Source organism: Aromatoleum toluclasticum ATCC 700605, from assembly GCF_000378245.1.
In the GTDB taxonomy this organism is placed as follows: Bacteria; Pseudomonadota; Gammaproteobacteria; order Burkholderiales; family Rhodocyclaceae; genus Aromatoleum; species Aromatoleum toluclasticum.
In genome coordinates, this window is sequence record NZ_KB899495.1 from 26,469 (window position 1) to 40,688 (window position 14,220).

Genomic DNA, 14,220 nt, shown 5'->3' on the forward strand with positions numbered 1-14,220 from the left:
GCACGACTGATCTGGCGCTTGGGGCATCGCATGGCCACGTCGAACGACTCCATGCTCCAGCGCCTGATGGCCACCTTTCCTCGCCCGGGGCGTATCGAAGCGATCTATCTGCGCGCCGCGCGGAATGAGCCGGTCCGCTTGGCCGAAACCGCGACAGCCATCGCCGGCCTCGGACTCGACGGCGACCGTGCAGCGCGCCAGCCGCGTACCGGGCAGCCACCCTCCGACCGCCAGGTCACGCTCATCCAGGCCGAACACCTCCATGACGCCTCATTGTGAGGCAAAAGGGTGTCTAGGAAACCCGGGGCGATTCACACATCCTTTACGGGTACAACGTACTTCAACTCTTCTCCTTCCACACGACAATTTAGTTCTGTGTCGACGATGTCAGATCGACCTGATCCGCGCCACGAGGATGGCTGATCGTCCCTCCGCCAGCGCCCGCATGCAGCGTCCGATGGCGCCGGGAAGGGCGGCGGGGTCATCGACCCATTCACCGTGGGCACCGGCCGCCTCCCCGACCTTTTCGTAGCGAATACCGTCGGCGATTGCCGCCTGATAATCTCCGCCGGCCCGGGCGGCCCCATCAGGATAGACCCTGAGCGTCGCGCCCTTGACGGCACCCCATCCGCCGTTGTCGAGCACAATCGTGAAGATCGGCAGGTTCCGCTCCCTGGCGACGATGTAGGCAGGCGTCGGCCCCGAGAAACAGAAACTGGCGTCGCCGGTGATATGGAAAACGGTGCGCTCAGGGTAGGCGAGCTTCGCGCCCAGCGCCGCGCCGGCACCGAATCCCAACCCGCCTCCGCCGTTGCCGAAGAGTGTACCGGGGCAGTTGCGGCGGATCTGGCCGAGCACGGGCAACACGTTGGTGATCGCCTCGAGAATGACGATATCCTCGTCGTCGATGACCTCGTTCAGCCGCGCGGCCACATGCGCCGCAGACATCGGCTCCGAGATGCATTGCGCGTCAGCAGCAGCCTGCGCAGCCTCGGCCTGCCGCCGCTTCGCGAGCTCGGCGAACCGGGCCTGCGCGGCGCGGTGGTAATCGTCCGAAGCCCTGTCGCGCACCACTTCCAGCAGTCGCCGCAGCACGCGGCAGCTGTCGGCCTGAATCCGAAGGTGGCTCGGGAAACCCCACATCGGCATGTCCTTCTTGATGACGTCGACGTCGAGGTGCACCCACTGCGTCGCCGGGTTCTCCCGCGCGAACTTCGGAATCCACGGCACATCCACATCGACGAGCAGCCCGAAATCGCAGTCGGCAATCGCCGGCGAAGCCGAGTACCCGCCGAAGCACGGCGAGTCGTGCGGAATGTTCAGATAGGTCGGATTCGACTCGTACACGCGCATACCCGTCAGCCGCGCCAGTTCGTCGATGACGGGCGGACAGGCCGGATTGCGCCCCGAATAAGAGGTGATCAGCATCGGATCTCGGGCGGCGAGCAGCCGATCTGCGATCTCGATCACCGTCGCGTCGTCGACGCCGCCAACGGCCACGGCACCGTAGCGCTCGGCACCGAAGCTGCGGCCCGCCTCGTTCGGGCAGTCGGCTGCCAGCACTTCGCGTGCGGCGGTGAGGAACACCGGCCCCGGCGGGTCGCTGTGCATCACCGAATGCGCGCGGCGCACGACCTCCTTGGCGACTACTCCCGACGGCAGGTCGTAGGCCCATTTCACGTAGGGCCGCACGAGGCTCGCCATGTCGTAGGGGTCCTGCACGAAATTCACGTAGGTGTCGCGCGTCCCGAGCAGTTCTCCCCGCTGCGAAAACGGAGCCTTGCCCGCGAACAGCAGGACCGGCACGCGCGTACGGAACAAGTTGTGCAGCCCCATTGCCGCGTTCGCGGCGCCCACATCGACATGCACGAGAACCGCCTGCCCGCGGCCGGTGCACATCGCGTAACCGCCAGCCATATGCACGGCGAGATTCTCATGCGGACAGAGAATCACCGTCGGCGCTTTACGTCCTGACTCGCGCCAGCGCGCGATCTCTTCAATGAGCGGAACGTGGTCGGTGCCTAGGTTGCAGAAGAGGTACTCGATCCCCGCCTCCTGAAGCCCTTCGAGAAACCAATGCGCGGTCGTTCTGTTCATCGTTTCCTCCGTGCCGGGCATCCCCGGAAGGTTGTCGTATGGTCAGCTACCGATTCCGTCCGAGCCGCTCAAACGATTGCTGCGAAATAAAGTTGTTTATATTTCAATATATTCTGAACTTTTCGTCAGACGTATGTCAATTATGCAGGCACGCAGGCGCGATCCCGGTCGAACCCGCTGGCGGCGACACCGACCACCCGTCACGATTCGCGCGCCCACGCCGAAGATCCGCGCCGGGAATGGTCCACGCCGTCCGATGGCGGAGGCACCGTCGGAGAAACAACGAGACGCCTCTTCGCGGCAGCGGCAAGTTGAGCTAAATTGATCATCCGACGTCTGCCGATGACGGCCGCAGCACCGCGGCCGCGCTCCTCTCATGACCGCCCCCTCCAAACTCGATGATCTCTACTGCCGTCCCGGCTTCCTTTTCAAGCGCTGCCATCAGGTCGCCGCGGCGATCTTCATCGAGGAGTGCCGCGAGTTCAACGTGACCTCGTCGCAGTTCAGTGCGCTTTACGTCCTTCATACACACCCCGGCGTCGACCAGATCGCGCTCGGCCGTCTCACCGGCCTCGATCGCTCGACGGTCGGCCTCGTAATCCGGCTGCTCGAAGAGCGTAAGCTTCTCGAGCGATGGCCCAATCCGCACGACAAGCGGCGCATGCAGCTGAAACTATCGGCAGCGGGCGAGCGACTCCTCGAGGAGGTCACGCCCGCCGCGGAGCGCGCGCGGCAAAGAGTCCTGGCGATCCTGCCGCCGTCGCAGCGGGACGAGCTGATGCAACTGCTCGTCAACTTACTCGAACGACATGGCGCCGTAATCGACGCGGAGGCGATTCTCGAAGGAAAACACCGGCCGGGCCGATTCGATTTTTCCGAAGCCAAACCCGCGCGGCCCGCCCGGCGCCGCGGCGCCTGAGCGGTCGCCGCGCAGCTGCCCGACCTCAGCCAATGCAACCGTCCGTCCGAGCGGACGCGGTAGGACGGGCTTGCTCCCGTCAGACCGCCACCTTCAGCGGCGCCGCGAGCTCGCCCGACTCCGGTTCCTTCCAGCGGCGGAACAGCCGGTGCGGAATATCGAACTGGTCGAGCGCCTTGCCCACGCTCTGATTGACGATGTCGTCGATGCTCTGTGGCCGGTTGTAGAACGCCGGCATCGGCGGCAATAGCACTGCACCGTAACGCGTCGCCTGCGCGAGCAGTTCGATGTGGCCGAGGTGCAGCGGCGTCTCGCGGACAAGCAGTACGAGCCGGCGCCGCTCCTTGAGGCACACGTCGGCCGCGCGCGTCAACAGATTATCGTTGTACGACGCGACGATGCCTGACAGCGTCTTGATCGAGCACGGAGCGACGAGCATCCCCATGGTGCGGAACGAGCCGCTCGCGATCGCGGCACCGATGTCGCGGTGCGGATGGACGACGTCGGCGAGCGACTCGACTTGCTCCACCGTCCAGTCCGTTTCGTCGTGAATGGTGCGTCGGGCCGAAGGCGACATCACGAGGTGAGTCTCTATATCCGGGAATTCCTTCAGTGCTTCAAGCGCACGAATCCCATAGATTGCGCCGGATGCGCCAGAAATTCCGATGATCAGACGTTTCATCTTGCCACCTCCAGCCCGTTATAATAAGTCTCACAGTATGAGATTACAAAATCAAAGTCAACGTAAAACCCACCCTGTTTCGAAGGATCGCGTGACGTGCTCGAAGCAGTCGCCCAGCCAGTAGGTGTACGCGTCCGGCCGCGCCTTCAGCTCGGCGCGCAGCCGCGCGAGGTCCATCCATGACCAGCGCGCGACTTCCTCCGGCGCCGGGGTCGGCGAACCGTCGAAACGCCCGAAATACACATAGTCGTACTCGTGTTCGATGAGCCGGTTCGGCAGCACGGCGCGATAGACGAAGCCGAACTGCTCCTCGAGCGCGCAGTCGATGCCCATCTCCTCGCGCAGGCGCCGGCGCGCGGCCGCGGCACGCGGCTCGCCGGGGCGCGGGTGGCTGCAGCAGGTGTTGCTCCACAGTCCCGCTGAGTGGTACTTGCCCGCGGCGCGCTGCTGCAGCAGCAGCCGGCCGGCGGCGTCGAACAAGAACACCGAGATCGCACGATGCAGCCGGCCGTCGACGTGGGCAGCGAGCTTGCCCGCGGTGCCGATCTCGGCGTCGTGCTCATCGACGAGTATGACCCGATCTTCCATTCTCTTCCCTCCCGGTGCCGTCGCTTTCAGCCCGGCCCCTTCGGCACATCGGCGCCGACGAAGGCCTTGACGAGCGGCGGGCGCTCGCCCACGTGGAACGCGAGCTTGCGGTTCTCGATCGCGCGCTCGGCGGCGGTCACGCGTTCGCGATGCCGCAGGTGCGCGAGCCAGTTCTCGTCGATGAACTGCTCGACGTAGCGGCCCGCATGCGCGACGTCGCGGAAGATTGCCCACGACATCGCGCCGTTTCTCAGCCGCGTGCGCCGGCTCGCCTGCATCAGCTTGAGGAAGTCAACCGCCCGCCCGGGATCGATCAGGTATTCGACCGTCACCATCACCGGGCCCTGCGCGGGTTCGAGCGGAACCGCGAGCTTGACCGCGCGGCGGTACGGCGACGGCGTCAGGTCGCCGTCGCCGTGCCCGTCAAGTTTCAGCCGCCACGTCGCCGCGAGGCCGACGAGCGAAGTCACCGCGGCAGTCAACAGGCTCGTCGCCACGCCCGCCTTCGTCGCAAGCTGCCCCCATACCGCGCCGCCAAATGCCATACCGACCCACAGCGCCATCAGCACGAGCGCGAGACCGCGGCCGCCGACCCAGCGCGGCAGCGCCATCTGCGCGGCGACCTGGAACGCACTGAACGCAGCCATCCAGCCGAAGCCACCGGCGACCATTGCAGCGCCGACGGCATATGCGCTCGACGACAGGCCGACGACGGCGGTCGCGGCGGCGCTCAGCGTCCATGCGCTCGCAAGCAGTTGGTCGCGCGACACGCGCCGGCGGACGCGGCCGAGCACCAGCGCGAGCACGAGTGCCCCCAAGCCGAAGCACGATACGAGCAGGCTGTAAGTCGTGGGGCCGGCCTGCAGTTGGTTCTTCGCAACGACCGGCAGCAGTACCAGCGGCGCCCCACCGAAGAACGAGCAAACCGCGCCGCGCGCGAGCACTGCGAGGAGCGCTGGCGTGTGGAGCGCAAACTGGATGCCGACGCGGATCGCGCCGATGAAGCGCTCGCTCGGCAGGTTGCTCGCCGGGGACGCGTCGCGCCGCCAGCGGAGCAGAAAATAGACCGCGACAGCCGACAGCAGCGCGTTAAGCAGGAAAACCTGGCCTGCACCGGCCGAGGCGACGATCGCGCCGGCGATGACCGGCCCTACCGCGCGCGAGCTATTGAGCGCGACGCCATTAAGCACGACGGCGCCGGCGATCTCATCGCGCGGCACAACCTCCTGCATCAGCGACTGGTAGGTGGGCAGCCGCATCGCGAGACCGCAGCCCATCAGGAACGCGACGAAAAAGAGCCACCTGCCCGTGAGAGCGCCGCTGACCGCGAGCACGCCCGCGAGCAGCGACGCGGCGGTGACCCAGCACTGCGAGAAGATTAGGTAGCGGCGCCGGTCGATGATATCGGCGAGCGCGCCGCTCGGCAGCGCGAGCAGGAATACCGGCGCGGTGGCCGCCGTCTGCACGAGTGCCACGAGCAGCGGCGTACTATCGGGCATCGTCGCCATCGTCCAAGCGGCCGCGACCTCGAACATCCAGCTGCAGATGTTCGCGGTCAGCGCGGTGATCCACAGCAGCCGGAACACAGGGCGGCGCAACGGCGCCCAAGGGTCGATGACGGTGGCGGACGCGGGCGGCCCGGCGTCCGCGACAGGCGACGTGTCGCGCTTCATCCGTGTCTCCGTGGAAGTGGCGAGCCGCACGCGAGCCGGCCCGTGCGGGCCGCGGCCCGCACGCGCATCCGTCCGCCTTTCGCCACTGTGGCCGCCGTCGCCACGCTCTGCCCCTCGGTGCTCACGCCGGCCGGAACATCGGCACCGGCGGGCCGCCTTCGGTGGGGACGAACACGACCGACACCGACTGCCCGATGGCGAGCGCCGCTGGATCGCAGTCGATCAGGTTCGTCAGCATCGTCACGCCTTCATCGAGCGTCACATACGCGAGGGTATAGGCGGATTCGGCTTTGCCCATCGTGCTGTACGAATAGATCGTGCCGCGGCCTGAGGCGGTAAGCCACTCGGTACGCCCGCTCAGGCAGTGCGGGCAGATCGCCCGCGGGTAGTAATGCACTTCGCCGCAGTCGCCGCATTTCTTTAACAGCAGCTGCCCTTCGCCGGCCGCCAGCCAGAACGGCTCGGTCTCCGGATGCGGGCGCGGGGCAATAATCTTTCTGTTGACCGTGGTCATGCTGCTCACTCCCTTCCGAGGATCACGGTGCCGGCGACATGGCGCGACGCGAGCGCGCCGCCAATGCCGCTGGCGATCGCGAGATCGCAGTTGCGGACCTGTACCTTCTCGTGCGCCTCGCCACGCAGCTGGCGCACCGCTTCGATGATCTTCGTCATGCCGCCGCGATTGGCCGGGTGGTTGTTGCACAACCCGCCGCCGTCGGTGTTGAACGGCAGCCGGCCGATGCCGGCGATCAGATTGCCGTCGGCGACGAAGCGGCCGCCCTCGCCTTTCCTGCAGAAGCCGAGGTCCTCAAGCTGCACGAGCACGGTGATCGTGAAGCTGTCGTAGAGCGATGCGTAGCGGATGTCCGTCGGCGCGACGCCCGCTTCGGCGAACGCGGCGGGTCCCGACCACGCGGCGGCTGAGAACGTCAGGTCGACCTTGCCCGCGGCGGCGTTCTTGGGCGCCTCGCCCGCGCCGAGCACGGCGACGAGCGGGCGGTTCAGGCTCTTCGCGATTTCGGGGCGCGCGACGATCACCGCGCCGCCGCCGTCGCTGACGACGCAGCAGTCGAGCCGGTGCAACGGGTCGGCGACCATCGGCGAATTGACGACCTCCTCGACGGTGACCACCTGGCGCAGCATCGCGTTCGGGTTGTGCTGCGCATGGTGCGACGCGGCGACCTTGATCCACGCGAGCTGCTCGCTCGTCGTGCCGAACTCGTGCATGTGACGGCGCGCGACCATCGCATAGAGGTTCTGCGTCGCCGGGGCGAACGGCAGCTCGAACTGGACGTCCGGCGTGTCCGGGTCGGGCGGGCGCAGCGCGAGCGACGCCGCGGCGGCGCGCGGCCGCCCGGCGAGCGTCACGAGCGCGACGTTGCACTTGCCCGCCGCGATCGCCTGCGCCGCATGCGCGACGTGCAGGATCGGCGCCGAGCCGCCCGACTCGGTCGAATCCATGTGGCGCACCTTCAGGCCCATGTACTCCACCATCGACGCGGTGCCGAGCCCCGGCGCGTCGCCGGCGCAGAAGTAGCCATCGATATCGGCCTTCGTGAGACCCGCGTCGTCGAGCGCGCCCTTCGCGACGTCGGCGTGCAGGCGCGCCACCGACAGCGTGTCGGCCTTGCGCGTCGGATGCTCGTAGGCACCGACGATGTAAGCCTTGCGTTTGATGCTCATCGTGTCATTTCCTCGTTCGTCAAGAGCCGGACGTCAGCCGGCGAGCACCGCGCGGCCGTTGTCGAGCACGGTCGCGTCGCGCTCCTGCACGCGCGCGCGGAAGGACACGACGTTGCCGCGCTTCCAGAACGCGAACGTGACCGTCTCACCGGGAAAGGTGGGCGCCGAGAAGCGCACGTCAAGCTCGCGCAGCGCCGCCGCGTCGTAGTCGCAGAAACGCCGCAGGATCGCGTGCGCCGCGATGCCGTAGGTGCACATGCCGTGCAGGATCGGCCGCGGAAACTTCGCGCCGCGCGCGGCTTCCGGGTCGGCGTGGATCGGGTTGCGGTCGCCGTTGAGGCGGTAGAGCAGCGCCGCCTGGGGCGACGTCGGCATCTCGAGCACCGCGTCGGGCTCACCCTCGGGGATCGGGTGCACGGGGCGAACCGGTCCCGACGAGCCGCCGAAGCCGCCGTCGGCGCGCGCGAACACCGTGCCCTTGACGGTCGCGTAATGCGTGCCGTCGGCGGCGTCGGTGATCTCGCGCTCGAGATACAGCAGCGCGCCCTTGTCGTGACCCTTGTCGATGACCTCCGCGACGCGCGTGACCCCGCGAACGCGGCCCGCGGGGGGCAGCGGCCGATGCACGACGAGGCCCTGCTCGCCGTGCAGCATCATGCGGTAGTTCAGCCCCGCGCGCGGATCGACCGCCCAGCCCTGCGGCAGGCACAGCACGACCGGCATCGTCGGGAAGGCCGCGAGATCCTTTTCGTAGACGTAGCGCAGCTGGCCTGCGTCAAGCGGGTCGGCGCCGAGTCCAAGGCTCAACGCGTAGAACATCGTCTCGCGGTCGGTGTAGGACTCCTCGACCGGATCCATCTTCCAGCCGAGTAGAAAATCTCTGTCGATGGGCATGTCGTTTCCTCCGCTCAGAGCGAGTCCCAGGCGGCGAAGTACTCGCCGCCGTCGAGCGGCGTCAGGAACGGGCGCATCGCGGGGATCGCGTTCTCGGCGATCGTCTGCAGCGACCAGCCGTCGCCGTAGGTCACCGAGCGGATCGGGCGCATCTGGTTGAACAGCATGATCTCGTTGCGGCGCACGCCGAAGATCTGGCCGGTGACATCCTTTGCGGCGTCGGAGATCAGGTAGGCCGCGAGCGGCGCGATCTTCTCGGGCGTGTTGAGCTTCGCGCGCTCGAGCCGCGCGGCCTGCTCCGGGGTCTTCGGCTCGATGCCCGCGAGCATGCGGGTGAAGGCCTGCGGGGAGATGCAGTTCGAGCGCACACCGAAGGCCTTCATGTCGAGAGCGATGCCTTTCGACAGGCCGATGATGCCGGCCTTGGCTGCGCCGTAGTTCGCCTGCCCCATCATGCCGACGACGCCGGTCGGCGACGTCATATGCACGAACGCGCCCGAGCCCTGCTCCTTGAAGAACGGCGCGGCGGCAACGGCGACGTAGAACGCGCCGCTCAGGTTCGTGTCGAGCACGAGCTTCCAGTCCTCGACGCCGAGCTTGTGGAACATCTTGTCGCGCAGCACCCCGGCATTGTTGACAACCGCGTCGATGCGGCCGAACCGCTCGACCGCGGTCTTGACGATGCGCTGCGCGCCGTCCGGGTCGGCGACGCTGTCGAGGCTTGGCGCTGCGACCCCGCCCGCCGCCTCGATTTCGGCGCAAACCTCCTTCGCCGGGCCTTCGCTGCGTCCGTCGCCCGACAGCGACGTACCGATGTCGTTGACGACGACCTTCGCGCCGAGCTGCGCGCAGTACATCGCGATCGCGCGGCCGATGCCGTTGCCCGCACCGGTGACGACGACCACCTTGTCCTTCAAGCCATATTCCATTCCTGTATCCCCCGTTGGATGTGTGATGAATCGTGATGAATGGGTCAGGCGAGCGCTTCCTGGCCGAAACGGCGCAGGTGATGCCGCACGTCGCCGAACGACTGACCGATGACCAGCAGGCGCTTGGCGTAATGGCCGACCTTGCATTCGTCGGTCATACCCATCGCGCCGTGCATCTGGATCGCCTCGCGCGTGACCAGCCGCGCCGCGTTGCCGACCTGCACCTTCGCCGCCGAGACGAGCCGCGCGCGCTCGGCGGCGTCGCCGCCGTCGACCGCCATCGCCGCGACCCCGGCCATCGCGCGCGCCTGCTCGCACGCGATCAACATATCGACGAGACGGTGCTGCAGCGCCTGGAAGCTCGCGAGCGCGACACCGAACTGCTTGCGCACCTTCACGTAGTCGACGGTGAGTTCGAGCAGCGCGTCGAGCGCACCGACCGCTTCCGCGCACAGCGCGGCGATGCCGCGGTCGAGCGCCGCCTCGACGAGCGCGAGCCCTCCGCCGGCCTCGCCGAGCACGCGGTCGGCCGGCACGCGCACGTCCGTGAAGCGGAAATCCGCGGCGCGGCGCCCGTCGAGCGTCGGATAGGCGTGCAGGTCGACGCCGCGCGCTGTCGCGTCAACGAGGAAGAGCGTCACGCCGTCGCGATCTCCGGGCGCACCCGAAGTGCGCGCCGCGACGATCAGCGTGTCGGCGGCGTCGCCGTCGAACACCAGCGTCTTGCGCCCGTCGAGCCGGTAGCCGTCGCCGTCGCGCATCGCCTTCGCCGCGAGCGGCAGCGGGTCGTAGCGCGCACCGGGCTCGTCGAGCGCGATCGCGAGGCGTCGCTCGCCGCGCACGACGGCTGGTAGCAGCGCGTCGGCCTGCGCCGGCGTGCCCGCGGCGGCGACGAGGCCGCCGGCGAGCACGACCGTCGAGCAGTACGGCTCGCACGCGAGCGCGCGGCCGAGGCCTTCCATGACGATCATGACGTCGACCGCCGACAGCTCGCTGCCTCCGTGCCCGGCCGAGAACGGCAGCCCGAGCAGGCCCATGTCGGCCATCAGCCGCCAGCGCTCGTCCATGCGTGCCGGGGCGTCCGGGACGCCGCGCGAGGCGGCCGGGTATTCGTGTTCGCAGAACCGCTGCACCGCATCGCGCAACTGCAGCTGCTCGTCGGAAAGGGAAAAGTCCATCGCGTTCTCCTAGAGGCCGAGCAGCGCGCGCGCGGCGAGGTTGCGCTGGATTTCGTTCGCACCGCCGTAGATCGACAGCTTTCGCGAATCGAGGAAGTTGGCCGCGAGCGCCGCGAGCTCGGGCTCGACCGGCGCCTCATCGGCGCGCTCGAGGAACAGCGCCTCCTCGACGAAGGGCACCGCCGCGGGGCCGGCAGCCTCGAGCAGCAGCTCGTAGATCGCCTGCCGCAGCTCGGTGCCGCGGATCTTCAGCAGCGACGCATCGACGCCGGGCGCCGCAGCGATCTGCGCACCGCTCAGCATGCGCAGCCCCATGTATTCGAGCGCCAGCAGCTCGACCTCGAGCGCGGCGATGCGCTCGCGCCAGCCCGGCGATTCGATCAGCGGACGGCCGCCATCGCGCACCGTCGCGGCGATGCGCTTCAATCGCGCGAGCTGCTGCTTCGACGCGCCAACTCCGGCGATGCCGGTGCGCTCGTGCCCGAGCAGGTACTTCGCGTAAGTCCAGCCCTTGTTCACTTCGCCGATCAGGTTTTCGGCGGGGACGCGCACGTTGTCGAGATAGACCTCGTTGAGATCGTCGCCGCCGTCGATGCCGCGGATCGGCCGCACCGTGATGCCCGGCGTCTTCAGGTCGATCAGCAGGAACGAGATGCTCTCCTGCGGTTTGCCACTGCCGGTGCGCACGAGGCAGAACAGCCAGTCGCAGAAGTGCGCGTACGACGTCCAGATCTTGTGGCCATTGACGACGAAGTCGTCGCCCTCGCGCACCGCGCTCGTGCGCATCGACGCGAGGTCAGACCCCGCGCCGGGCTCCGAAAAGCCCTGCGCCCACCATACCTCGCTCCTGCGGATCGGCGGCAGGTGGCGCCGCTTCTGCTCCTCGGAGCCGAACGCTATCAGCACCGGCCCGAGCATGTTGATACCGCTCGCGATGATGCGCGGCGCATTGCCGAGCAGCGTCTCCTCGTCGAAGATGTAGCGCTCGACCGGCGTCCAACCCGGTCCACCGTGCTCGACCGGCCACGACGGCGTGATCCAGCCGCGCTCGTAGAGCTTCGCGTACCACGCGACATAGTCGTGCCGCTCGAGCCGTAGGCCGCGTTCGACCTTCCGGCGGACGTCCTCGGGCAGGCGCTCGCGCACGAAGGCGCGCACCTCCTGCCGGAAGCCTTCCTCTTGCTCGGAAAACTGGAGTTTCATCGGTTCCCTGTCCCGTTGGTTGGATTCAGTGGGTCGACTTCACCGCTTCACAGCGGGTCGCACACGACGAGCGCGTCGAGTGCGACGACGCGGTCCGGGTACGCGACCAGCGGATTGATGTCGATCTCGGTGACGGCCGGCGTCGTGCGCATCAGCGCGCCGACCCGCGCGACGACGCGCGCGACCTGCGCCATGTCGACCGCCGGCGCACCGCGCAGCCCCCACAGCAGCGCCGCGCCCTTGAGCCGGCAGAGCTCCTCGACGATCGCAGCCTCGTCGAGATCGACCGGCAGCAGCCGCACGTCGGCAAGCGCCTCGATCCAGATGCCGCCGAGCCCGACGAGCAGCACCGGGCCCCAATCGGGATCGCGGCGCGCGCCGACGACGAGCTCGAGCCCCTTGTCGGCCATCGTCTCGACGAGCATGCCGTCAAGCGCGAGACCGGGCCGTGCGCGAGCGACGCTGTCGACGACGCGCGCCCACGCAGCACGCAGCGCCGCCTCGTCGGCGAGTCCGACCGCGACGCCGCCCGCGTCGCTCTTGTGCGGCAACGCGGCCGCCTGCGCCTTGAGCACGACCGGGTAGCCGATGTCGGCGGCGATGCGCACGGCCTCGTCGGCGTCGCGCGCGAGCCGCCCGCACGGGATCTCTATGCCCGCCGCGGCGAGCCACTGCTTGCCGCGGTATTCGGCGAGCGTGCCGCCGCCCCACGGCAGCGCGACGGTCTCGCCGAGCGCTGCACACCCGGCCCCGGGCTTTTGCAGGCGTGCGACGGCATAGCGCGCGACGTGCGCCATCGCGCGCAGCGCGCGGTCCTGCGAGCGGAAGAGCGGCACGCCCGCGTCGCGCACCGCGTCGAGCAGCTCCGGCTCGAGCGGCGACTGGTCGCCAACGATGACGAGCACGACCGGCTTCGCCGCGCTGGCGAGCGCGGGCACGAGGTGGTTCGCGCGGTCGATCTGCGACACGCGCGCGCCGCCCACCTGCGACACGACGAGACTGCCGACGCCAGGATCGTCGAGCAAGCGGCGCGCGATCTCGCCCGGAACGGCCGGGCGGCCGACATGCACCGTCGTGACGTCGAGCGGGTTCTCGATCGCCGCATAGGCTGGCAGCGACTCGCGCAGAGCCTCGGCAGTCGCGGGCGCGAGCGCCGCGAATTCCAGTCCGACGTCCTCGCCGAGATCGAGCGCGGTGTTCTTCAGCGCGCCCGACATCGTCATGAACGCCGCCCCGCCGGGGCATGGCGCCGGATAGCGCGACAGTACGGCTGCGGTGTCGACGAGCTCGTCGAGCGTGTCGACGAGCACGACCGCATGCCGTGCGAGCATCGTGCGCATCATCGCGAAGTCGCCGGCGAGCGCGCCGGTGTGCGACTGCGCGGCGTCGCGCGCGCGTTGACTCCGCCCCGTCGACAGCAGCACCAGGGGCTTGCCGAGCCCGCGTGCCCGCGCCGCGAGCGAGAGGAACTCGCGCGGCCGGCGGATCTGCTCCAGGTACAGCGCGATCGCGTTCGTCGCGCCGTCGGTCAGGAGGTATTCGACGAAATCCTCGGCGCCGAGCACCGCCTCGTTTCCGGTCGAGATCGAATGGCTGACCGGCTCGCCGCGCGCGAGCAGCGCGTCGCGGATCGTCGCGGCCATCGCGCCGCTTTGCGCTACGATCGCGACGCCCGCGCCCGTGGGCGCGCCGCAGCGCTCGAGCGGCTCGAAGGTGAGCGGCACTCCATCGACGTAGTTCGTGAGGCCCATGCAGTTAGGGCCGACGAGCGCGACGCCGCCGGCGAGCGCGGCCGCGGTCAGCGCGTCCTGCTGCGCCTTGCCCTCGTCGCCCGTTTCGGCGAACCCCGACGAGAAGATCACCGCCGCGTTCACGTTGCGCCGGCCGCACTCGGCGACGGCGTCGAGCACGCCGTTCTGCGGGATTGCGATCACCGCGACATCGACACCCCGCGGCAGGTCGGCGACGCGCTGGAAACACGCGCGAGCGCCGATCTCGCGCCGGTCGCGATTCACGAGGTGGATCTCGCCTCCGAAGCCGAAGCGCTCCAGATTCGCCAGCACGAAGCCGCCGAACGAGCGCGGCTCGGACGACGCGCCGACGATGGCGATCGAGCGCGGGCGCAGCAGACGCGCGACCACCGCAGCGCTATGCAGATTGCTTGTTGTCATTTCCCTAGTCACCGAAAGCCTCTCGAAACCGACTCGCGTCCTACGTCCGGCGGCCGTCCTGGGCGCCACCACCACGGCAAGCTGCAGTCGCAGCGACGCCGTTTTCATTATTCTGCAACAGCATTGTGGTATACACAAGATAATTTATTGTGTTCCACGTGCAAACAATTGAGATCAACCGGTGTCGAATATTTTATCCAGAC

13 protein-coding genes are annotated in these 14,220 nt (G+C 68.4%); 2 read left to right on the forward strand and 11 right to left on the reverse strand.

Features of this window, described 5'->3' with window-relative positions:
• Positions 1 to 30 precede the first annotated feature (30 nt).
• Positions 31 to 279: a hypothetical protein gene (locus F464_RS28145; RefSeq protein ID WP_018989580.1), complete on the forward strand. Its 249-nt coding sequence runs from the start codon at positions 31 to 33 to the stop codon at positions 277 to 279.
• 108 nt (positions 280 to 387) lie between these two features.
• Here F464_RS28145 and F464_RS0109580 read toward each other — a convergent pair whose 3' ends face one another.
• Positions 388 to 2,097 (reverse strand): thiamine pyrophosphate-requiring protein, encoded by a 1,710-nt coding sequence (locus F464_RS0109580; protein WP_040394853.1) that lies wholly within the window; start codon positions 2,095 to 2,097, stop codon positions 388 to 390.
• A 376-nt stretch (positions 2,098 to 2,473) separates the two neighbouring features.
• On the opposite strand from F464_RS0109580, the gene F464_RS28150 reads away from it, so the two are divergent.
• Positions 2,474 to 3,016, forward strand: coding sequence for a MarR family winged helix-turn-helix transcriptional regulator (locus tag F464_RS28150; protein ID WP_018989582.1), 543 nt, complete (start codon positions 2,474 to 2,476; stop codon positions 3,014 to 3,016).
• Between the two features lie 79 nt (positions 3,017 to 3,095).
• Here F464_RS28150 and F464_RS0109590 read toward each other — a convergent pair whose 3' ends face one another.
• From F464_RS0109590 to F464_RS0109635, 10 genes are all read right to left on the reverse strand, one after another.
• Positions 3,096 to 3,698 carry a UbiX family flavin prenyltransferase gene (locus F464_RS0109590; protein WP_018989583.1) on the reverse strand — a complete coding sequence of 201 codons (603 nt, stop codon included), beginning with the start codon at positions 3,696 to 3,698 and terminating at the stop codon, positions 3,096 to 3,098.
• A gap of 57 nt (positions 3,699 to 3,755) precedes the next feature.
• Positions 3,756 to 4,286, reverse strand: coding sequence for an isopentenyl-diphosphate Delta-isomerase (idi, locus tag F464_RS0109595; RefSeq protein WP_018989584.1), 531 nt, complete (start codon positions 4,284 to 4,286; stop codon positions 3,756 to 3,758).
• Between the two features lie 26 nt (positions 4,287 to 4,312).
• A complete protein-coding gene (locus F464_RS0109600; RefSeq protein WP_018989585.1) occupies positions 4,313 to 5,959 on the reverse strand; it encodes an MFS transporter in 1,647 nt (548 codons plus the stop codon).
• 121 nt (positions 5,960 to 6,080) lie between these two features.
• Positions 6,081 to 6,473: a Zn-ribbon domain-containing OB-fold protein gene (locus tag F464_RS0109605; RefSeq protein WP_018989586.1), complete on the reverse strand. Its 393-nt coding sequence runs from the start codon at positions 6,471 to 6,473 to the stop codon at positions 6,081 to 6,083.
• Between the two features lie 5 nt (positions 6,474 to 6,478).
• Positions 6,479 to 7,642 (reverse strand): thiolase domain-containing protein, encoded by a 1,164-nt coding sequence (locus F464_RS0109610; protein ID WP_018989587.1) that lies wholly within the window; start codon positions 7,640 to 7,642, stop codon positions 6,479 to 6,481.
• A 33-nt stretch (positions 7,643 to 7,675) separates the two neighbouring features.
• Positions 7,676 to 8,536: a MaoC/PaaZ C-terminal domain-containing protein gene (locus F464_RS0109615; RefSeq protein ID WP_018989588.1), complete on the reverse strand. Its 861-nt coding sequence runs from the start codon at positions 8,534 to 8,536 to the stop codon at positions 7,676 to 7,678.
• A 14-nt stretch (positions 8,537 to 8,550) separates the two neighbouring features.
• Positions 8,551 to 9,465, reverse strand: coding sequence for an SDR family oxidoreductase (locus F464_RS0109620; RefSeq protein WP_018989589.1), 915 nt, complete (start codon positions 9,463 to 9,465; stop codon positions 8,551 to 8,553).
• A gap of 44 nt (positions 9,466 to 9,509) precedes the next feature.
• Positions 9,510 to 10,643: an acyl-CoA dehydrogenase family protein gene (locus tag F464_RS0109625; RefSeq protein ID WP_018989590.1), complete on the reverse strand. Its 1,134-nt coding sequence runs from the start codon at positions 10,641 to 10,643 to the stop codon at positions 9,510 to 9,512.
• A 9-nt stretch (positions 10,644 to 10,652) separates the two neighbouring features.
• Positions 10,653 to 11,846 (reverse strand): acyl-CoA dehydrogenase family protein, encoded by a 1,194-nt coding sequence (locus F464_RS0109630; protein ID WP_018989591.1) that lies wholly within the window; start codon positions 11,844 to 11,846, stop codon positions 10,653 to 10,655.
• Between the two features lie 47 nt (positions 11,847 to 11,893).
• Positions 11,894 to 14,017, reverse strand: coding sequence for an acetate--CoA ligase family protein (locus F464_RS0109635; RefSeq protein ID WP_026295887.1), 2,124 nt, complete (start codon positions 14,015 to 14,017; stop codon positions 11,894 to 11,896).
• Positions 14,018 to 14,220: the final 203 nt, after the last annotated feature.